The following is a 20,799-nucleotide window of genomic DNA, read 5'->3' on the forward strand; positions in this document are numbered from 1 at the left end:
GCGCCCGACCAATGAACGACCTGATCGAACGCGCCATTGACGCGGCCACCGGCTCGGGAGCCGCATATGCCGACGTCCGGATCGTCGAGCATCAGGCGGAGTCGCTGACGGTCAAGAACGGTTCGCTGGCCGCCGCGAGCAGCGAACGGTCTGCGGGCTTTGCCGTTCGCGTGCTGGTCGAGGGTGCGTGGGGATTCGCCTCCAGCCAGGACCTCAGCCTGGACGAATCCCAGCGCGTGGCACGTCAAGCGGTGGCCATTGCCCGGGCCAGCCGGCTGGCGGGCGGGCCGGCGGTGGTGCTTGACGACACGGCGCCCGCAGCCGGCCACTGGGGCACGCCCTACCTCGAAGACCCCTTCGCCGTGTCGTTCGAGGACAAGCTGCGCATCCTGTTCGAGGCGGACGCGGCGATGGCCCAGGCCCGCGGGATCACCCTGCGTGAGGCGACCATGGAGGCCGCCCGCGACCGGAAGCTGTTCGGGTCCAGCGAAGGAGCTCGCCTGGAGCAGGACCTCGTGTCGTGCGGCGCCGGCATCGTGGCGACCGCCGTCAACGATCAGGAGGCTCAGGAGCGCAGCTATCCGAAGTCACTCGGCGGTCAGGTGGTGGGTGGCGGATTCGAGGCCATCCGGGACATGGATCTGTCCGGACACGGGCAGCGGATCGCCGAGGAAGCGGTGGCCCTGCTGGACGCCCCCCAATGCCCCTCTGGCGAGATGACCGTCATCCTCGAAGCCTCCCAGGTCGCGATCCAGGTCCACGAGTCGTGCGGTCACCCCACCGAGCTGGATCGGGCCCTCGGCATGGAGGCGTCCTTCGCCGGCACCAGCTTCCTGACCGTGGACCGCCTGGACCGGTTTCGGTACGGGTCGGACATCGTGAACATTGATGCCGACGCCACCGCACCCGGCGGGCTCGGGACGTTCGGATGGGACGACGAGGGCGTGTCGGCTCAAAACGTCCCCCTTGTCAGCGGCGGCCAGTTCGTCGGCTACCTCACCTCACGCGAAACGGCCCCGGTCATCAACCGGCGCTCAATGGGCAGCAGCCGGGCAGCCAGCTGGCGCAATCTGCCGCTGATCCGGATGACGAACGTGAGCCTGCGCCCCGGCGAGGCCGGAAGCCTGGACGACCTCATCGCCGATACGGACGAGGGCATCCTGCTCGGGACCAACCGATCGTGGTCCATCGACGAGCGGAGGCTGAACTTCCAGTTCGGGACCCAGGTCGGTTGGCTCATTCGGAAGGGCAAGTTGGCGGGGATGGTCCGCAACCCGACCTACACCGGGATCACACCGCGGTTCTGGGGATCGTGCGATGCGATCTGCGGTCCCGGCGCATGGACGCAGTGGGGCGAGCCGTACTGCGGCAAGGGGGAGCCGATGCAGACTGCCAGCGTGGGCCATGGGGCAGCGCCCGCGCGCTTCCGCAACGTGCAGGTCGGGGTCGGCCAGTGGTAGGCCGCGACGTGGCGGCGGCCGCGCTGGCTCGACTCGGACCCGGCTATGAGGGTGAAGCCTCGGTCATCCAGCGCCACGCGGCATTGACCCGATTCGCGGGGTCGCGGATTCACCAGAATTTGGCCGAGGAGGACGCCACGCTCCGGGTCCGGATTCGCCACGACGGGCGGACCGGCGTGGCGGTCACCAACCGGCTGAGCCCAGCCGGCCTGGAAGAGGTCGTGGCTCGGGCCGCCTTGATCGCTGCCCACGCGGCGCCGGAGGCCGACCCGCCTCCCCTGGCCGAGCCGCCGGGCGAATCGGTCGACTCAGACCTGGGCTGGATCGAGGCCACTGCGGCCGCGGACCCCGGGGACCGTGCCGCGGGTGCGCGCACCGTGATCGATGCCGGAGTCGCCCGCGGGCTGACTGCCAGCGGGGCGTTCTCGACCGAGGCCCAGCACCGCACGGTGGTCAACACCGGCGGGCTGGTGGCGTCGCATCGGGTCACCCAGGCCAGGCTGGTGACCGTCATGCACGGACTGGCCGGAGAGACCGGCTATGCCCAGTCCATCTCCACCGACCTGGCCACCATCGATGCGGCGGCGGTCGGCGAGGAAGCGGCAGAGCGGACGGCCCGGGCGGCCGACCCCACCGACCTCGCGCCCGGGGAGTACCAGGTCGTGCTGGGCGAGTATGCCGTGGCGGAGATCCTGGAGTACCTGGCCTTCATGGCGTTTTCGGGACTCGCGATCGAGGAAGGTCGCGCCTGCATCGAGCTGGGACAACCTGCCTTCGGCTCCAACGTGACCATCTGGGATGACGGGCAGGACCCGGCCGGGGTCCCGACCGCGATCGACTTCGAAGGCGTCACCAAGCAGCGGGTCGACCTCGTCTCGCAGGGCGTGGCCCGCCAGACGGCGCACGACGGCGCGACCGCCCACCGCGCGGGGGTCCCGCGCACCGGACATGGGCTGCCGGCGCCCAATACCTTCGGTCCGTTGTGCTGGAACTTGTTCATGGCTGCGGGCGACGCGCCGCGCTCGTCGCTCACCCAGGGCGTCGAACGGGGCTTGCTCGTCACCCGCTTCCACTACGTGAACATCGTCCATCCCAAGAAGGGCATCCTGACCGGGATGACCCGAGACGGGACGTTTCTGATCGAGAAGGGAGCGGTCACCGGCCCGGTACGGAACCTGCGGTTCACGCAATCGATCCCGGATGCCTTCTCGCGCATCTCGGCCATCGCAGCCGAAACTCGCCTGGTGGGAGCCGACTACACCGGGATCGTCAGCCGCGTGCCCGCGGTGCGGATCGACGGCTGGAACTTCACCGGCGCGACCGCCAACGAGGCCAACGTCTGATGGCCGTCCCGGTGGAGCTTCAGCTCGGCGATCGGATCACGCTCCGCAAGGCCCATCCCTGCGGCGGGCACGCCTGGACGGTGGTCCGGTTGGGCGCTGACATCGGCCTGACGTGCGACCAATGTGGCCACCGCGTGCTTCTCGACCGGCTGGTGGTCGAGCGCCGCTACACCGGCCACCTGGCGCGGGGACCACGGGAGCCGGACGCGTGACCCACATCGAGCTGGCGGAAAAGGAGCCCGGTCTTCCACCCGGTACCGGCAGCATCTTCCGCAATCGCAACTTCGTGCTGCTGTGGTCGGCCCAGGTCCTGAGCCAGCTGGCCGGCAACATGGTCCTGGCGGCCCTCATGGCGGTCGTGGTGGGCGCCACCCAGTCGAACACTGCCAACGCGCTCTTGATCCTGACCTTCCTGGGCCCGGCGGTGGTGTTCAGCGCACTGGCCGGTGTCCTGGTCGAACGCAGCGACGCGCGGCTGATCATGATCGCCTCCAACCTGGCACGGGCAGTGGGATCCGCGCTATTCCTCTTCGTCGGCAGTCACGTGCTGGCCATCCTGGTCCTGAACTTTGCGATCTCGACCGTCAGCGCCTTCTTCGCTCCGGCTGAGCTGACGGCCATCCCGAGGCTCCTCGAGCGCCGCCATCTGATGGCCGCCAACTCGATTTTCATCCTGACCGTGAACGCCACCTTTGGCCTCGGTTTCGGGGTCATCGGGCCGCTCATCCTCACCACCCTGGGGCCGGATGCGGTGTACGTCGTGGTCGCCGTCATGTTGGCCCTGGCCTCGCTGGCCATCCTCCCGCTCCCCAGCGTCAAGGCCGAGAAGGCGCCGACACCCCTCCACGCCGGGCGCGCGCTGACCCACGTCGTGGACGAAATCCGTGAGGGGATTGCCTTCGTGGGGCGCACGCCACAGATCGCCTGGTCGCTCCGCTACCTCGGCATCGGGGCCTCGATCATCGGGATCCTGGGCGCGCTGGGACCGGGATTCGCGACCACCATCCTGGGTCTGACTGCGGAGGACATCTTCTTCATCATGGGGCCGGCTGGACTCGGCGCCGTGATGGGCATCCTGTTCATCAACTCATTCGGGCAGGACCTCCCTCGTCGGCTGCTCATCGACGTCGGCCTGGTGCTGACCGCCGCCATGATGCTGGCCATCGCCCTGGTTCGTCCCATCGTCGACGTCCTGAGCCCCGCCCTGCAGCCAATCGAGGCGAACCTGCCGACCCTGATGGCGTCCGCGCTGTCGCTCGTGGCGCTTGTCATCGCCATCGCGTTTGGTGCCGGGATCGCGTACGCGCTGATTGCCATTCCGGCCCAGACCGCACTCCAGGAGGAACTCCCGGTCGAAGTGCGCGGACGCATCTTCGGCATCCTCAACACCCTGCTGTCGGTGGCGTCGTTCTTCCCGGTATTGGCCGCCCCGATTCTCGCCGACCTGGTGAATATCCTGCTGCCCGGACTCGGGATTCCCGCCGTCCTCCTGAGCCTGTCGATCGTCGTTGCCTGGGTGGCGTTCATCTCGTGGCGTCAGAACGCCGCCCTCGGCCTTCACCAGCGCCAACCGCGCGACGGCCCATCCTGAGCCGCCCTCTTCTCACGCTGCGGCGGCGGGCGTACCATTCGATCAGGACCTTCGTGCATGACTGACCCACAGGACCCGACCAGAGCGTTCGACGTGGACGGTGGAGCGTCCAGGTCGGTTGGCCCCGGGTCGAGTTCGCCGCCGTTCGACCCGACGACCGTCGATTTCGGCCACTACGCGGGTCGCAAGCTCGAGGAGCTGGCCGAGTCGGATCCGTCGTACCTGTACTGGCTGGCACGTCATCCATCCGGCGCCCGATACCGCGCCGAGATCGCCCGGGTCCTGGGCGCTCGGCTGCAGCCGCAGGACTACTGATCCGGCGAAGGCGCGCCGTACGATCCCGCCCGTAACGGCCTCGTGACCGACCGCCGCGACGGGGTAGCAGCGAGGCGGGAGTAATCGGCTCACCAAAGACCTCTGGTACGATCCCGGTCGGCTCAAGGAGCGCGATGCCGTGCAGGCAAGTGGTCATTCTGAGCACGAAAACCGCGGGCGGCTAGCTCAGCTGGTTAGAGCACTTGCTTGACATGCAAGAGGTCACTGGTTCGAGTCCAGTGTCGCCCACCACCCACCAGTTTGACCTCAAATTGACCGCAAGACTGCTTGGCGGTGACTACCGCCGACGGAAGCCGGATAGGACCAAAGCGTTGTTGACTGTCAACGCTCCGCGACGATATAAGTGACTAAACTCTCGCGAAGCTAGCCGTGCCCGCCTCGACGGGACGATCGCAGCGAAAGGAATGGACGGCAAGTGAAGACACAGATTCATGGTCCCAGGTTGCTGCTTTCGGCTGGCGTCGCATTTACTCTCGCAGTTGGCATGCTCGCTGGCGCACGGACGGCATATGCCGGTGGCCCGGTGACGGTCCCGCTCTCAACGGCCGCAACTTTCGCGGTCCTGGCGGGTACCCCGAGCGTGGAAAACACCGGGCCGACCGTGGTCACTGGAAACCTGGGTATCCACCCCGCCGCCGCCGTAAACGGATTCACAGGACCGCCTAACGGAACCGTGATCGGGACGATCCACGCGGGCAACGCCGTCGCGCTGCAGGCCCAGACCGACCTGACCGCCGCGTATGTCGATGCCGCAGGACGACCCGATGACCCGGTCGCCTGCGACCTCGTTGGGCTGACTCTCGTCGCCGGCGTCTATGACCCCGGCGACTGCACGCTCGGACTTACAGGGATTCTCCAGCTCGACGGCCAGAACGACCCGAATTCGGTCTGGATCTTCCAGGCGCCGTCCGACCTCGTCACAGCGTCGGCGAGTTCCGTCGTCTTCATCAATGGCGGCTCGCCCTGCAACGTTTTCTGGCAGGTCAGCAGCTCGGCGACTCTCGGATCAGGCTCAACCTTTGTCGGCACCATCCTGGCCCTGACATCCATCACGATCGCGAACGGCGTAAACGTGAACGGTCGAGCGCTGGCTCGGAACGGCACCGTGACGATGATCAACGACGTAATCGGAAGCTCGACGTGCCCGGGCGCCGGCCCCCTGCCGAGCGCGGCACCCTCCGTGCCGAGCGCGGCATTCAGCCCGGAAAACGAAGCTGTTTCCCCTTGGTCGTTGTTCCTGGTCCTCGGCGGGGTCGCAGCCTTGTTCATCAGCTTGATGGTCACCGTCAGGCGATTGACAGCGAGACAAGGGATCTAGGTCAGCTTACCCTCGGCCGCCGGCAGCAGGCACAGTTCCCAGGCGAGTACGGCAGCGGGTCCGCACGAGGCTGATCCCATCTAGGCAGCCCGGGAGGCAGGCCACATACTGGCGAGTCCTATGCCCAAACGGCTGGCTGCCATCGCCCTGGCCCTGCTGCTGACCGCGTGTTCGCTGCGCGCGGCAGCTCCGCCGTCTCCCACGCCCGAGCCCTCGCCGACCGCGGTGCCCAGCCCCACTGCCTCCCCGAGCCCATCTCCCACCCCATCCCCGACGCCCGAGCCCACCGAGCCGCCCCCGGTCGTCGTTCGCGGGCAGCTGGCGCGGGTCATGGTGGATGGCGCACGGGTCCGGACCCAACCTGGAGGGGTCACCGAGGCGTCGGTCCTGGGTCGCCTGGCCGCTGGCGAGCTGGTCACCGTGGTCGATGGCCCGGTCGAGATCGGCCCAATTCGGTGGTGGCAGGTGCAGGTTGCCGGACTCACCGGTTGGATGTCCGACCGATCTGGTTTGACGGTGAGCCTCCTCGACGCCGCTGAACCGGCTGCTCGTGACTGGAACGTGTGGGCCGCCACCGCGACCACCGAGCTGCCGGCATCGGTGGCCGACATTCCGGCGCGGGTGTACGTCCCCAATGAGCAGGACTACACGATCTCGGTCATCGACCCGGCCACGATGAGCGTGATCGCCACCCTCCCCGCAGGCGTCCTGCCCGAGCACGTGGGCCCTGACTGGGACCTCACCCGGCTCTACGTCAGCAACTACTTCTCCACCGAGCTGACCGTGCTCGATCCCCGGAGCGGAACCCTGTTGAGCCCGATTACGGCCCCGCTGGCGTACAACCTGTATTTCACTCCGGACGGCTCCAAGGCAGTGGTCATGGCCGAGGAATACAGCCGAATGGACTTTTACGACCGGCGCACCTGGCAGCTGCTCAGCCAGGTACCGATCCCGTTCGCCGGCATCGACCACGCCGATTTTTCGGCCGGGGGCCGATACCTGCTGGCGAGCACCGAGTACGCGGGGGTGCTGGTCAAGGTCGACACGGTGAACATGGAGATCATCGGGTCCCTATGGGTGGGCGGCAGTCCGGTCGACGTCAAGCTGTCACCCGACGGCTCGGTGTTCTACGTGGCCAACCAGTTCCGGCACGGGGTCTCGATCATCGATCCGGTGGCCATGCGCGAGATCGGGTTCTTGCCCACCGGGCGTGGCGCTCATGGAATGGCCGTCAGCCGGGACACACGCTGGCTGTTCGTCACCAACCGCCTGGCCGGGACGATCGCGGTCATCGACTTTGCGACGCGCGCGATCATCGCCACCTGGTGGATCGGCGGATCGCCGGACATGCTCCAGGTCTCACCCGATGGCACTCAGCTGTGGACCGCCAACCGCTACGCCAACACCGTGGTGGTCGTGGATGCAACCAATGGCCAGGTCCTGCACGTCATCCAGGTTGGCCGCAAGCCCCACGGGCTCACGTACTTCCCGCAGCCAGGTCGGTTCAGCCTCGGCCACAACGGCGTCTACCGCTGAAGCGCCGATGTGACGGTCCAGGTCGGTACCTTCCTCCCATTCCGGCCGGCGCCTTCGCAGGCGAGGCTTGACGCATGCCGATCCTGCCGGCGGATCCACTGATCGTGCTCCTCACGTTGGCCGTTCTCCTGGTGGCCACGTGGATGTACTGGCGCCTCATCCGGCGCCGCGGCCGCACACGACGTATGGACCGCGAGTCGGACGAAGCGCAGCTCCGTGGCCTGGTCCGCGTCACATTGGTGGGCCGCTAACCGGCTCTCGCGCCTCGCGCCGGGAACCTTCCCGCCAGCGCCCCTCGGCGCTACCATTGCGGCGTGGATGTCGAGTCAGCCCTCGCCGCGACCCCGCTGCTGTCGAGCCTGGACCGCAAGACGATCCGGCGCCTGGCCGAGCAGGGGAAGCACCGCACCTACGCCGCCGGCGAGGCCATCGTCCGCGAGGGTGCGCCCGCTTCGGCGCTGTACATCATCCTGAGCGGAAAGGTCCACTTCGAGCTCGCCGAGGGCGAGGGTTCCCCGGTCGCCCATGCGGGGCCGGGCGACTTCTTTGGCGAGCTGGCGCTCATCGAGGAGCACCCGCGCAGCGCCACGGTCGTGGCCGATGAGCCCACCGAATGCATCCTGTTCGTGGCCTGGGAGTTCACGGCCCTGCTCAAGGAGTTCCCGGAGATGGCGATCCCACTCATGAACGCGCTCATCGCCCGCCTCCATCGTCGCGAGCGCCACCTGCGCTAGGGCTGGAGCTGCCTTCGCACCCAGCCCCGCTCGGGATCGCGCCGGTATTCGATCCGATCATGCAGCCGGTCCGGCCGGCTCTCCCAGAACTCCACCAGCTCAGGCTCCAGCCGGTACCCGCCCCAGAAGGATGGCAAGGGTATGGGCCCGTCCGGGCCGAAGCGGGCGGTCATCGCTTCCACCTGGGCGTCGAGGCCGGCGCGATCATCGATCGGCTGGCTCTGCTTCGAGGCCCATGCCGCAATCTGGTGGCCGCGTGGCCGTGATGCCCAGTAACTTGCCACCTCTGCGTCGTCGAGCGCCACCACCCGACCGCTGACCCGCACCTGACGGTTGGTCTGCTCCCACCAAAACGCGGCTGCCGACCGGGGGTTGACCGCCAGGTCGCGGCCCTTGGCGCTGTCGCGATTTGTGTAGAAGCGCAGGCCATCGGGCTCGATGCCGCGCAGCAGAACCAGCCGGACGCTGGGGCGGCCGGCGCCGTCCGCCGTGGCGAGGGCGAATGCATTCGGGAGCCGATGCCCGGCGGCCTCGGCCTGCGCCACCCAGACGGCGAGCTCGACCAGCGGATCTGGGTCGAGGCCTTCGACGTCGATGGGCATCGGTCAGGCGAGGACTTCGGGCAGGGCCGCGGCCAGCCGCTCGAACTGGTCGAGATCGTTGTGGAGCGCGGCACTGACCCGGATCAGGCGTCGCCAGGGGCCGCCATCGGGGCGCTGGGGCCAGGGTGTGACCAGGACCTGAAAGCCGCGCGCCAGGAGGGCATCGTGCAGTGGGTCGCCGTACAGGTCGACGCCCTGCACACGGCCACCCGCTTGCTCCTCCGGCAGCGGGACCGAGGCCATGCACCCGAGCATCGCGTCGGGGGCGGGGGATGGGATGGCCAGGGCGACGCACAGCAGGTCGCGCGCACGGCGTGCCAGATCCCGATTCCGGAGCCGGACCGCGGGCCAACCGCCGCCAAGCAGCCCGCCGATGAGATCCAGGGCGGTGGGCACCGCCAGCCAGGCGCTCGGGTCGCGGGTGCCGGTCCAGTCCGCCTCCAGCCGGAACCGCGAACGGTCGGTCCGGTCCGAGTTCGCACCGTGGCTGACGACCAGCGGATGGAACCCGGCCTGGCGGTCCCGCCGCACGTGGAGGAAGGCCGCGCCCTTCGGCGCACAGGTCCATTTGTGGAGGTTGCCCGCGTAATACGCCGCACCCAGGTCGTCGAGGTCCACGTCCAGCATGCCCGGGGCGTGCGCGCCATCGATGAGCGTGTCCACTCCCCGCGCGGCCAGCTCGGCGACGAGCTCCTCGATGGGCAGCACGACCGCCGTGGCCGAGGTGACGTGATCCAGCACCGCCAGCCGGGTGCGGGGCGTCACGGCGGCCAGAACCCGCTCCACGACGTCCGCGGATCCGGGAATCGGAAATGGGATGGCCACCGTCACCACGCGCGCCCCGAGCGGCGCGGTCACCGCGTCCATCGCGTTGCGGCACGCGTTGTACTCGTGGTCGGTGGTCAACAGCTCGTCGCCCGCTGCGATGGGCAGCCAACGCAGCACCGCGTTCACGCCGGTGGTCGCGTTGTCGACGAAGGCCAGGTCGTCCGGATCCGCGCCCAGGAATGCGCCCAGGTAGACCCGCGCATCGTCCAGGAGCCCCTCGAGGTCGCGTGAGAAGAAGGCCACCGGCTCGGCCTCCATGCGCCGCTGGATCGCGGTCTGGGCGTCGAGCACGAGAATGGGCGTGGCACCGAACGACCCGTGATTGAGAAAGGCGACATCCGGATCGAGCGACCACAGGTGTCGGAACTCGGACGCCATGCGACGGCTATCGTAGACCGATGATGGGCCTGTCTCGGCCGGCGGCCGTGGTCTGCGACCTGGACGGCACGCTGGTCGACACCGTGCCGACCCGGATCGCGGCGTGGCTCCGGACGTTCGAGGAATTTGGCCTGCCCGCCGACCGCGGCCACGTCGCCTCGCTCATCGGCTCCGACGGGAAGTGGCTCGCCGAGCAGGTTGCTACCGGCGCCTTCCGCGCACTGTCCCCGGCCGACGCGGAGGCCATCGACCGGCGCGCGGGCGAGATCTACGGGGAGCTGAACACGGCGCCCCGGCCGCTGCCGGGTGTCGCGGAATTCCTCGCGGCGCTGAACCTGGCCGGGGTCAAGTGGGCCATCGCAACGTCTTCGCGACTGGCCCAGGTGGGGGTATCGGTGGCGGCCCTGGGCCTGGCCCGGCCGCCGGTCATCGTCGACGGCCAGGCGGTGAGCCGCGCGAAGCCGGAGCCCGACCTCCTGTTGGCAGCGGCCGCCGCGCTCGGGACGGCGCCCGACGGCTGCTGGTGCGTGGGCGACTCGCGCTGGGATGTGCAGGCGGCCATCGCCGCGCAGATGCTGCCCGTCGGCGTGACAACCGGGTCCGCGACCGCGGAGGAGCTCCGCGCCGACGGCGCGCTGGCGGTCGTGGACCGCCTGGACCGCTTGGTGAGTGCCCTGTAGCCATGCCCCTTGACGCCTATCGGTCCAAGCGAGACTTCAAGGAAACCCCTGAACCGGCGGGCGACGCCCTGGCCGACACGAGCGGGCGCTTCGTCGTCCAGCGCCATCGAGCAACCCGACTTCACTACGACCTCCGCCTCGAAGTTGACGGCGTGCTCGCCAGTTGGGCGGTCCCGCGGGGCCCGACCCTGGACCCGGATCAGCGGCGGCTGGCCATGCGGACCGAGGACCACCCCATCGAGTACCTCGAGTTCGAGGCCGTCATCCCCAAGGGCCAGTACGGGGCAGGCGACATGATCGTCTGGGATTGGGGCACCTACGAACCGGAGGAGACCGATGCGCCGGCGGCCGCCGTGGCCGCCGGCGAGCTGAAGTTCCGGCTCCACGGGGAGCGGCTGCGAGGACGGTTCACCCTGGTCCGGACGGCGGGGCGAACCGACGACCAGGGGCGTGCGGAGGGCGGCGACCCGTGGCTGCTCATTCACAAGTCTGATCAGCAGGCCGAGCCGGGCTACGACGCGGAGTCGCTCCCGCGCAGCGTGAAGTCCGGGCGCACCAACGACGAGCTGTCCGCGGGCCTGCCGCCCCGATTCGAGGCGCCGGCGCCGTCGCCCGAACCGCCCATCGACCTGTCCGCCGCGCGCAAGGCGCCGCTGCCCGAGTTCGTGCCACCCATGCTGGCCACCGCCGGGGAGCACCCGTTCGAGGATCCAAGCTGGCTCCACGAGGTCAAGTGGGACGGCTACCGGGTCCAGGCCGTGGTGCGGGACGGGAAAGTCCGCCTATGGACCCGCAACCGCGCCGATGCGGCCGGCTACTTCCCGGAGCTGGCGGCCCCGCCGACCTGGATCGACGCCGGCGAGGCGGTCGTCGACGGCGAGGTGGTGGCCCTCGACGAGGGCGGGCGTCCAAGCTTCTCGGCCCTCCAGGAGCGGACCGGCCTGATCGGTCTCGAGGCCCGCACCGGGCGCCGTCGTCCGCGCGAAACGAAACCGGGCGCGGCGCCGCGCCGGACCCAGGCGGCCCCCATCGTCTACCAGGTCTTCGACCTGCTGCACCTCGACGGCCGATCCCTGCTGGACGTGCCACTCGAGTCACGTAAGCGGCTCCTGCGCCGGCTCCTCCGGCCTCACTCGCTCGTAAACTACGCCCCGCACCTGGCCGGCGAGGGGTCAGCCTTCCTGGACGCCGCGCTGGCCGGCGGACTGGAGGGGGTGGTGGCCAAGAAACGGATGAGCCGGTACCGCCCCGGCGAACGCTCGCCGGACTGGGTGAAGGTCAAGGTCCGGGCGGAGCAGGACGTGGTGGTGGTCGGCTGGCTGCCGCGGAAGGGGAGTGCCACCGATCTGGGTTCGCTGATTGTCGCCGTTCAAAGCGCAGGAGGCTTGGTGCACGCCGGCCAGGTGGGGAGCGGCCTCGGCGGTCGGATCCGCCGCGAGCTCCTGGTAGCCCTGTCCGACCTCGCTCGTCCGGACCCGCCGGTCGAGGGTGCGCCAGCCGTCGCCGGCGCCCGCTGGGTGGAGCCGCGCATCGTGGTCCGAGTCGAGTTCGCCGAATGGACGCCCGACGGCCTGCTCCGCCAGCCGACCTTCCTGGGCGTGGCGGCCGATCGGGGGGTGGAGTCCACCGTCCGCGAGGACCCGCCCCGACGGGCGGTTCGAGCGGCGGAAGCGGCTCCCGCATCGGCTGGCGTTCCCAGGCTTCAAACGGCCGTCACGGACGCCGAACTGGCGGCCCTCGACGCCCTCCCTGGGGAGGGAACCTGGGAGATCGGCGGCCACGCTGTGCGGCTCACGAACCTGGAGAAGGTCCTCTTCCCGGCCCGCGACCCGGACCCGGCGCCGGTCACCAAGCGGGACCTGGTGCGCTACTACACGACGGTGGCCGGAGCGCTGGTGCCCCACCTGCGCCGGCATGGGCTCACCCTGCAGCGATTCCCGGACGGCGTGGCGCGAGCGGGGTTCTGGCAGAAGGACCTGCCCTCGCACACCCCGGCCTGGATCACCCGCCGTGAGCTGGTCGACTCCGAAGGGACCAAGCAGTACGTGGTCGTCGACCGGGTCGCCACCCTGGCCTGGCTGGCCCAGGAGGCGGCGGTGGAGCTGCACCCGTGGACAGCGACCATCGAGGCCCCCGATCGGCCCCGGCACGCGCTCATCGACATCGACCCTGGCGATACCACGACCTGGGACGAGGTCCTGGTCCTGGCGCGCCTGTTCCGCGCGGCTCTGGGGCACCTGGGCCTCATCGGCCTCCCGAAGACGACCGGCAAACGCGGCCTCCAGGTCTGGATCCCAATCGCCGACCGATACACCTTCGACCAAACCCGCGACTGGGTGGAGCAGCTGTCGCGCGCCATCGGGCAGACGGTGCCCGATCTCGTGAGCTGGGCCTGGTCCAAGCGCGATCGTCGGGGCCGGGCCCGACTGGACTACACCCAGAATGCCCCGATCCGGACCCTGGTGGCGCCGTACAGCGTGCGGCCCGCCCCCGGCGCCCCGGTTTCGGCGCCCATCGAATGGGACGAGCTCGAGGATCCGGAGCTCGCGCCCGACCGCTGGACCGTGCGCACCCTGCCCCCACGGCTGACCGAACGGGGGGACCTCTTCGCCCAGGCGTTGACTCTGGGTCAGGACCTGCCGGCCCTCGCCTAACGCGAAGGCGCCACGGCCAAAAGCCGTGACGCCTCTCCCCGGATGTTCGACCTGGCGCCCGTTACCGGGCGCTCATCGGTCTACAGGGGCCAACCGCCCCCGGTTGTTGCTGAGCGCATATCGCGTCTCCCGTCTGGGGCGGCTCACCCCAATCGAGTGAGAACCGCGCGAGGAGACAGTCGCGCCGGAAGTCCGCCGCCACAATGACCCGTGGGTACCGGAAGCCCATCCGGGCAGGAGTACCTTCGGCGAGGGCGATTGGCTCGACACGTCGGTCAACTACAAGTTGCCAGGCCGGTGTAGACTGCCGCCGATGCCGCGAACCCGGATCTCGGTGGATTCGACGGAACACGACGCCGCGCTGGAATTGGCGCGGCGTGTTGGTGAGCGGATTCGGGTTGCCCGACGACGCGCCGGCCTGACCCAGAGCCAGCTCTCCGGCGAGCGCTACACGAAGGCGTACATCAGCGCCCTGGAGACCGGGATCACGCGGCCCTCGATGGTGGCCCTCAATTACATCGCCGCGCAGCTCGGGTTGCCGGCCAGCCATTTCCTGGGCGAGGCCCACCCGACCTGGAGCCGGCTCGAGGTCGACATGCGTCTGGCGGCCGGCGACTGGGCCGGTGCGGCCGAGGGCTACCGGTCACTCATGGAGACCGGCCTCGGCGATGTCGCTCGCGCGGAAGCATTGCGTGGGTTGGCGGAAGCTGAGGCGCGCCAGGATCGCGGGCGGGAGGCGATCGCCGCAGCGTCCGAGTCGACGCGCGTCTTCGCCAGCCTGGGCCGCACCGTGGATGCCGCCCTGTCGCGCTATTGGCTGGCCTACGGCACCTACCTGACCGACAACGAGGCCGATGCGCGCAGCCAGCTCCAGGGCCTGCTGGCCCAGGTCCGCTCCGGGCTGCAGGTGGAGCCCGATTTCGAGATGCGCCTGCTGACCGCGCTGGCTGCCGTGGAGTCACGCGTGGGTGAGCACGACCGCTCGCTCGCCTACCTGGAGGAAGCACGCGGTATGGCCGACGATCTCGACGATCGTCGCCGGGCGAACTTCCTGTTCAACCTCGCCATCAGCTATCGGGAGACCGGGGACATCGAGGCCGCCATTCGAGTCGGGCAGCAGGGCCTGGCCCTGTACCGAGCGGCTGGCGCCCCGTTCGAATCGGCCACCATCGAGAACGACCTGGCCATGGCCTACCTGGCCCTGGGCAACCTGGAGCGAGCGAGCGAGCTGGCCGCCGAAGCACGCGAGCAGTTCGAGACCGTTGGAGATGATCGGTTCCTGGCAGCCGTCCTGGATACCGAGGCCCAGATCGCGCTGGCCGGGGGGTTGCACGATCGCGCCTTGGCGCTCACGGCACGTTCTCATCAACTGGCCCGGGACACCGGGAACCGGCTGGTGGAAACGTTGTCCCTGATCACCGCGGCCCGCGTCCTGCGCGCCCGCGGCGACCGAAAAGGGGCCGAGCGGCGCTATGCGGCGGCGGCCGAGTTGGCGCGCGCCGGCTCGGGTCAGGGGCGACTCCGCGACCTGCTGGGGGAGTGGGCCGACCTGCGCGCCGAGGGAGGCGACTACCAGGGCGCGTACGAGCTCACCGCCGAAGCGGTGAAAGTCAATTAGGAGTTGACAGGAGCGGTTCGATGGCGTTAGGTTGAGCGCCAACGGACCGGTGTGGGCACCCGCCTTCGGCGGACCGGTTCGGACATTTGGGGGGATTGAGGGATCGGGGAATGGGCACAGCTCCCCGGTCCCTTTCTTCATGCCCGCCGAACCGCCGCTGGCGCTACTGCGGAACGGCGGGCTCGACCACCTCGAAGCGGCCCTGGGCGTACACCGGGCCGGCCGGGTCGAGGTAGATCCGCAGCGTGAACCTCCCATACCCGAACAGCGCGATGAGGTCCGCAGTCGTCGTCTGGTAGCCAAAGCTGGCCGGCGCCGGCAGCAGCCGTTCCGGGGTCGGTGGCTGGAGGACGACCTCCAGCCCGGCCCGATATTGGATCACCGCGACGTACACCTGGGGCACGCCCGGGTGAGTCGGGGGGTTGACGGAGTACGCGAACGGGTCGCCTTGCTTGAACTGGTCGCTCGGCTGGGTGACCAGATACGTGTCGGGGTCCAGGTCGAAGCCGAAGGTGATCGGCAGCGGGGCCGATTGCGACGTGGGCGTCGGCTCGGATGGGAGCCCGGCCACCACCGACGCCAGTCCGATCAGGATCAGCAGCAGGCCGATGCCGGTGACGACCGTCCAGCCATGCCGGGTCCACGATCGGCGTGGCTCCCTGGAAGACGACCGCGGCGGTCGTGGAGCCCGCGAGCCAGTGACCGTCTGGGGGACGGCCTGGGTGCGCGGTCGCCGGCTCATGGGCCGACACTCTACGCGGACTGACAGGTAGCATCTCGCCGTGCCCGATCCCGACCTGGACCTGCCCATCCACGTTGACTGGGTGGACGCCGGGCTGCTGGGTGACGGCCTGCGCGGCCGTCTGGGACTGACCATCCTGCCGGGCAAGCGGGGCAAATCGGTCCGATACCCGGGGCTCGTCTACCGGCGTGACACGCGGACCGATCTCGCGCGCCTGCGCGAGCTGGGCGTCGGATTCCTGGCCCTGCTGGTGGACGACTATGAGCTCGCCCGATGGGGCGACCCGGGCCTGGTTGAGCAGGCCACCGCGGCCGGGATCAGGGTTCGTCGCCTGCCGATCCCGGACGGGGAGGCCCCGCCATCGCTGACGAGCGTGGATGAACTGCTGGCGGAGATCGCGGTGGCCCGGGAGACGTCGGACGCGGTGGTGGCCTGCATGGGGGGCGTGGGGCGGTCGGCGACGGTCGCCGCCTGTGCCCTGGCTGCCGCCGGGCTGTCCCCCGATCGGGCTATTGCCCACCTGCGGGAGGTTCGACACCCTACCGCGGTCGAAACACCGCACCAGGCGGCCTTTGTGGCCGCCTACGCTGCGCATAGGGAGAACGGATGACCGATCGCTGGGTCTGTGCCCGCTGCTTCACCTCGGCGGAGGAGTCCGCCACCGTGTGCCCCAACTGCGGGCTGGCGCGGGGAGGGTCTCCCGAAAACGCCGCCGGCGAGGCCCCGCCCAGCGCTACTGCCGCGCCCAGCGCTACTGCCGCGCCCAGCGCTGACGTTTCCCCCGCGCCGCCACCGGTCCCAAGCCCAGGGTGGGGAGCGGAGGAACGCTGGGTCTGTCGGCGCTGCTTCTCCTCGAACGATGGGACCGCCACGGCGTGCGCAAACTGTGGGCAGATGCGCGACGCAGGCGCGTCTCCCGACGCCGCGGACGGGTGGACCGGCGGGGCGCCCGCACAGCCGGCCGGGGGGCAGGGCCGCCAGTTTCCCTGGCGACTCGTCATCTACGGCGTCATCGCCCTGGTTGTCATCGGGGGGTCGGTCTTGTTCGCGGCTCGCCGGGGCGACAGCGGCGAGATCGTTGACGCCGGGAACCTGAGCGTCTTCGACCTCCAGGAGGGTGACTGCTTCGACGCGGGCCTCAATTCCAGTCAGGTCACCGAGATCTCGGAGGTGCATGCCCTTCCGTGCGCGGAGCCGCATGTGTACGAGATGTTCTCGGTCGCGGACTACCCTGCCGGCGAGTCTCCCTCCGCGGCCGACGAGGACTACACAGCGTGGGAGAGGGACAACTGTCTCGGCCAGTTCGAGGCGTACGTTGGCCTCGACTACGACTCCTCGATGTACTACATCAGCGCCCTGATTCCGACCGACTCCTCTTGGGCGCAAGGGGACCGCACGTTGATGTGCTTCCTCCATACCGATGGGGAATCGGCGCTCACCGGTTCGGCACACGGCGCGGCGCAGTAAGTTCAGCTGGGCAGAGGAAGGTTCAGCCCGAAGCCAGCTCCGCGAAGCGTGCCAGGGCGTTGGCCAGGCGCATCTGATCGGGCGTTCGGGCCCGGACACGGAGCAGGCTGGGCGAAGCGACCAGCACCGCGACGCAGCGCGCCCGCGAAGTTGCCACGTTGAGCCGATGCCCGCTGTACAGGAAGCCCATCCCGCGCGGCGCGTCCTCGGCGGATGACGAGGCCATGCTGTAGATCGAGATCGGCGCCTCCTGGCCCTGGAACTTGTCCACCGTGCCCACCCGCGCCTGGGGCAGGAGACGCGCGATGGCGCCAACCTGGGCGTTGTAGGCGGCCACGATAACGATCTGCGACCAGTCCACCGGCCGCTCGTGGCCGTGCTGGTCGATCCATGTTGCGCCCCCGTCGACCAGAGCCTCAGCCAGGTCGGCCACGACCCGTGCTTCCTCCACCGAGGCGTTGTCGTTCGCCTCGTGCACGACCGCCACCAGCCGCGGGCCGGTGCCCGAGGTGGGATCCGGTCCGCGCAGGTCTTGACCGATGAGTTGTGGCTCGGGCTCGAGCCGCCCTTCGTAGAAGACCTCCGAGGTGTACGCGCACAGGTCCGGGTGAAGCCGCCAGGTCGTTTCCAGGAACAGGCCCAGATCGTCGGGCATGGTGGCCGACGTGCCGAGGAGGTGTGCCAATGCCGATCGATCCGCGCCTGGCGGATGCGCGCCCTGAAGCGGCTGATCGAGTTGCTGCGGGTCGCCCAGCAGGACCAGGGACGACCCGCCGGACGCGGCCGCCAACGTGTTGGCCAGCGACATCTGTCCCGCCTCGTCTACGAACAGCACGTCGACGGCTCCAACCATGTCGTCGCGGGCCCACAGCCACGCCGTTCCGGCGGCCACGGCCGCGGTGCGGGCATGGAGTGCGGTGCGCACCTCGGCGTTGTCCGTTGTGACGCGCACCGACCGATGGTCGAAGCCGTCCTCGTCATCGGTCACCTTCTGGATGATCCCGATCTCGACCCCGGCTTTGTCGGCGGCCTCGGTGAGCTGGGCGAGAAAATTCCCGATCACCCTGTGGCTGTTGGCGGTGATGCCGACGCGCCGCCCTTGGCGGACGAGGTCGAGCGCCATATGCGCTCCGCTGTACGTCTTGCCCGATCCGGGCGGCCCCTGGATTGCGAGGGTTGAGCGGTCCACGGCCAGCGCCAACCGACGAGCGGCCTTGAGGTCTGTCTCCCCCGGCTGGCGAAGCGAGCCGCCCGTTGGCTGGCCGACCCGGGGCGGACGGCGAAGGAGCAGGTCGCAGGCAGCCCGATGGGGTCCGTCGGCACCCAGGCCGTGGTCGGCGACCCATTCCCCGAGCCGCATTAGCGCGTTCTCCATCACGCCGGCGCCGTAGCGGTCGAAAGGAACCAGAGCGGTGGGATGCGGATCCGATCGACTCTTGGCCCGCTTGAGGTCAATGGTGCGCCCGGCCTCATCGATGGCCACCACTTTGCCCGCGTCACGCCCCGTGGCCGGGTCGACAACGCCGTGGCCCTCCCTCACGTCGTACTCCTGGTCCGGGAACCAATATCGGTGCACCAGCGACTTCTTGACCGTGTCCACGATGCCGACGTACTCGAGCCCGGCAAGCGGCTCGCTGGCCTCGATGCGCTCGGCATCGGTCATCCCCATGAGGTGGTAGTAGAGCCACCACACGCTCTTGTCCTCGCGACGGTGCCAGGACAGCAGCTGGGCCAGGAGCCAGCGCGCCTGCTGGTCCGGGTCGCGCCCAATTTCGGGGACCCCGGCCGTCAGCCGGCCGGCCAGGGCGGCGACCTGTTCCTGGCGCGCACTGAGCTCCTGTCCGGGGTCCGGCTCGCGGGGACCGGGACGGGGGACCGCATGCCCGGCCAGAGACTCGAGTTCGAGGCGGCGTTCCTCCAGCCACTCTCGCAGGCGGCGTGTGCTCACGACATCGTCGCGGTTGTAGCCCTCGATCCGCTGGAGGTGATCGGCCGCCGGGCGCTCACCTTCGTTCAGCTCCAGCCACTGCTCGAAAGCCACGATGCTCGACCCCGCGTCTCGCAGGTCGACGCTTCGGGTGAAGCCGTAGATGGGTTCGAGGTGCTTCAGGCCATAGCTCTCGACCGAGGCCCGCAGGCTCTGCCGGACGACCCGATGGAGGTCGACCAGGGCACCGCCGCGGAGTAGGCGGTCCACCTCGTCCTCCCGGGTGGCGTGGCGACCCATGAGCCGCTTCAGCGCGGTCGGCTCGTACGGGGCGAAGTGGTAGATGTGGGCATCGGGGTATTGCCACAACCGGGCCGCAAACAGGTCCATGACGGATTCGAAGGCGCCCTTCTCGCCGGTGGCGCTGAAGTCGCCGTTCGCGTCGGCCGACCATGTCGCCTGCCAAGTGCCGTCGAGGTCCATCACCCCGAAGAGGTACTCGAGCCCGTCTTCGGCCGCGTACGGGTCTCCTTCGATGTCGAAGAACAGGTCGCCCGGTGACGGCACGGGAAGCGACGCCAGGCCGAGCTCGGATGGGATCGGCTCACCGGTGGGCGGCTGGAACAGCTCGTACTGGAGCCGGCCCTGCAACCGTCCCTCCAGCTGAATGCGGGCTTGTTCGCGGACACGCTCGAGGGCTGCCGCGCTGGTGCCTTCCAGGTGCGGGCTGACGGGGACCGGGAGCGTACCCAGCGCTTCCAGGGTGTCGACTCCGCGGCCCTGGAGGCTGCGCCGCTGGCGAGCACTGATCCCGGCCACCAGGCTGAGATGGTCGTCCGCCCGGCGCCGAGCCTGGCAGTCCAGCCGCCAACGGCAGACGTCGCAATGCTCGACCGGATCAGGGTAGGTGGCGCTCGGCGGATACGCCGCCGGCGCGGCCGCCGGCCCCACCGAGTCCTCGAAGCGCTGCCGCGCGGCGCGGTAGTACGCCATGAAGTCAGCCACCCGCAGGGTTCGCTGCCCGCCAGCCGAGCCACCCAGGACGACGTGCAGCCACTCCGGCTCCACGCCCTGGATGGCGGCCAGCAGGTCGATGTAGGTGCAGATCTGCAGGACCGCGCCCGCCTTGACGTGGCGGGCCAGCTTGGTATCCGCGACCTCGTAGTGGTAGGCGCCCCAGTGGCTGGGTCGGCCTCTGCTCTCCACCCGGAGCAGGAAATCGGCATGGCCTCGCCAGCGGCCGTCGAAGAACGTGGCCTGGTAGATCACGTCCGCGCCCGCGGTCATTGCCGTCGTCGTTTCCTCTGCGGCCGCCCGCAGCTCGGCGCCGTGGTCCTGGCTGGACCCGTCGCGAGCGATCTCCACGACGCTCCGCCCGTCGGCCCGGAGGAGGTCCAGGTAGCGCCGTTCGTGCAGCTCGCCGCGACGCCGCAGGACGTCCAGCTCCGGGTCGTCCAGCACGGGGCGTGCGACCAGCCCGGCGAGGGCGGCCCGTTCCAGGGCGGTGAGGTGCTCGCACTCCAGAAAGCCGACAAGGTCGCTGGCCGAGTAGACCGGCGCTCCGTCGATCAGCTGCACGCGGCGA

At 69.6% G+C, this 20,799-nt stretch carries 18 protein-coding genes and 1 tRNA gene; 15 read left to right on the forward strand and 4 right to left on the reverse strand.

Going from position 1 to position 20,799, the window contains the following annotated elements:
* Positions 1–11 precede the first annotated feature (11 nt).
* From AABM41_04545 to AABM41_04590, 10 genes are all read left to right on the forward strand, one after another.
* Positions 12–1,460 (forward strand): TldD/PmbA family protein, encoded by a 1,449-nt coding sequence (locus tag AABM41_04545; protein ID MEK6191580.1) that lies wholly within the window; start codon positions 12–14, stop codon positions 1,458–1,460.
* Between the two features lie 8 nt (positions 1,461–1,468).
* The gene (locus AABM41_04550) at positions 1,469–2,803 is read left to right on the forward strand and encodes a metallopeptidase TldD-related protein (protein MEK6191581.1); all 1,335 of its coding nucleotides are present in this window, start codon (positions 1,469–1,471) and stop codon (positions 2,801–2,803) included.
* The gene (locus tag AABM41_04555; protein MEK6191582.1) at positions 2,803–3,015 is read left to right on the forward strand and encodes a DUF951 domain-containing protein; all 213 of its coding nucleotides are present in this window, start codon (positions 2,803–2,805) and stop codon (positions 3,013–3,015) included. Before AABM41_04550 ends, AABM41_04555 begins: the two co-directional genes overlap by 1 nt.
* Entirely contained in the window at positions 3,012–4,394 is a 1,383-nt protein-coding gene (locus AABM41_04560; GenBank protein ID MEK6191583.1) for an MFS transporter, read from the forward strand. The genes AABM41_04555 and AABM41_04560 overlap by 4 nt, the downstream gene beginning before the upstream one ends.
* A gap of 57 nt (positions 4,395–4,451) precedes the next feature.
* Positions 4,452–4,709, forward strand: a complete 258-nt coding sequence (locus AABM41_04565; GenBank protein MEK6191584.1) for a hypothetical protein — start codon at positions 4,452–4,454, stop codon at positions 4,707–4,709.
* A gap of 175 nt (positions 4,710–4,884) precedes the next feature.
* Positions 4,885–4,961: transfer RNA gene (locus AABM41_04570), tRNA-Val, on the forward strand.
* Positions 4,962–5,214: 253 nt separating this feature from the next.
* On the forward strand, positions 5,215–6,048 hold the full coding sequence (locus AABM41_04575; protein ID MEK6191585.1) for an ice-binding family protein: 834 nt from the start codon (positions 5,215–5,217) through the stop codon (positions 6,046–6,048).
* Positions 6,049–6,168: 120 nt separating this feature from the next.
* Positions 6,169–7,584, forward strand: coding sequence for a hypothetical protein (locus AABM41_04580; protein ID MEK6191586.1), 1,416 nt, complete (start codon positions 6,169–6,171; stop codon positions 7,582–7,584).
* Between the two features lie 74 nt (positions 7,585–7,658).
* Positions 7,659–7,835: a hypothetical protein gene (locus AABM41_04585; GenBank protein ID MEK6191587.1), complete on the forward strand. Its 177-nt coding sequence runs from the start codon at positions 7,659–7,661 to the stop codon at positions 7,833–7,835.
* A gap of 63 nt (positions 7,836–7,898) precedes the next feature.
* On the forward strand, positions 7,899–8,318 hold the full coding sequence (locus AABM41_04590; protein MEK6191588.1) for a cyclic nucleotide-binding domain-containing protein: 420 nt from the start codon (positions 7,899–7,901) through the stop codon (positions 8,316–8,318).
* Here AABM41_04590 and pdxH read toward each other — a convergent pair.
* On the reverse strand, positions 8,315–8,920 hold the full coding sequence (gene pdxH, locus AABM41_04595) for a pyridoxamine 5'-phosphate oxidase (GenBank protein ID MEK6191589.1): 606 nt from the start codon (positions 8,918–8,920) through the stop codon (positions 8,315–8,317). The two genes, AABM41_04590 and pdxH, sit on opposite strands and share 4 nt — an antisense overlap.
* 3 nt (positions 8,921–8,923) lie before the next feature.
* Positions 8,924–10,126, reverse strand: coding sequence for an aminotransferase class V-fold PLP-dependent enzyme (locus AABM41_04600; protein MEK6191590.1), 1,203 nt, complete (start codon positions 10,124–10,126; stop codon positions 8,924–8,926).
* A 20-nt stretch (positions 10,127–10,146) separates the two neighbouring features.
* Between AABM41_04600 and AABM41_04605 the strand changes: the two genes are divergently transcribed.
* The 3 genes from AABM41_04605 (at position 10,147) to AABM41_04615 (ending at position 15,078) form a co-directional block, all read left to right on the forward strand.
* Positions 10,147–10,806: an HAD family hydrolase gene (locus AABM41_04605; GenBank protein ID MEK6191591.1), complete on the forward strand. Its 660-nt coding sequence runs from the start codon at positions 10,147–10,149 to the stop codon at positions 10,804–10,806.
* Positions 10,807–10,808: 2 nt separating this feature from the next.
* Positions 10,809–13,460, forward strand: coding sequence for a DNA ligase D (ligD, locus tag AABM41_04610; protein MEK6191592.1), 2,652 nt, complete (start codon positions 10,809–10,811; stop codon positions 13,458–13,460).
* Between the two features lie 313 nt (positions 13,461–13,773).
* Complete coding sequence (locus tag AABM41_04615; GenBank protein MEK6191593.1) at positions 13,774–15,078, forward strand: helix-turn-helix transcriptional regulator; 1,305 nt, start codon at positions 13,774–13,776, stop codon at positions 15,076–15,078.
* A 163-nt stretch (positions 15,079–15,241) separates the two neighbouring features.
* Here AABM41_04615 and AABM41_04620 read toward each other — a convergent pair whose 3' ends face one another.
* The gene (locus AABM41_04620) at positions 15,242–15,820 is read right to left on the reverse strand and encodes a hypothetical protein (protein MEK6191594.1); all 579 of its coding nucleotides are present in this window, start codon (positions 15,818–15,820) and stop codon (positions 15,242–15,244) included.
* Positions 15,821–15,860: 40 nt separating this feature from the next.
* Between AABM41_04620 and AABM41_04625 the strand changes: the two genes are divergently transcribed.
* The gene (locus AABM41_04625) at positions 15,861–16,430 is read left to right on the forward strand and encodes a protein-tyrosine-phosphatase (GenBank protein MEK6191595.1); all 570 of its coding nucleotides are present in this window, start codon (positions 15,861–15,863) and stop codon (positions 16,428–16,430) included.
* Positions 16,431–16,714: 284 nt separating this feature from the next.
* Positions 16,715–17,287, forward strand: a complete 573-nt coding sequence (locus AABM41_04630) for a septum formation family protein (GenBank protein MEK6191596.1) — start codon at positions 16,715–16,717, stop codon at positions 17,285–17,287.
* 22 nt (positions 17,288–17,309) lie between these two features.
* Here the strand turns inward: AABM41_04630 and AABM41_04635 are convergent, their stop codons facing one another.
* Positions 17,310–20,792 (reverse strand): TM0106 family RecB-like putative nuclease, encoded by a 3,483-nt coding sequence (locus tag AABM41_04635; GenBank protein ID MEK6191597.1) that lies wholly within the window; start codon positions 20,790–20,792, stop codon positions 17,310–17,312.
* Positions 20,793–20,799 lie beyond the last annotated feature (7 nt).

It is taken from the genome of Chloroflexota bacterium (genome assembly GCA_038040195.1).
GTDB lineage: Bacteria > Chloroflexota > Limnocylindria > QHBO01 > QHBO01 > DASTEQ01.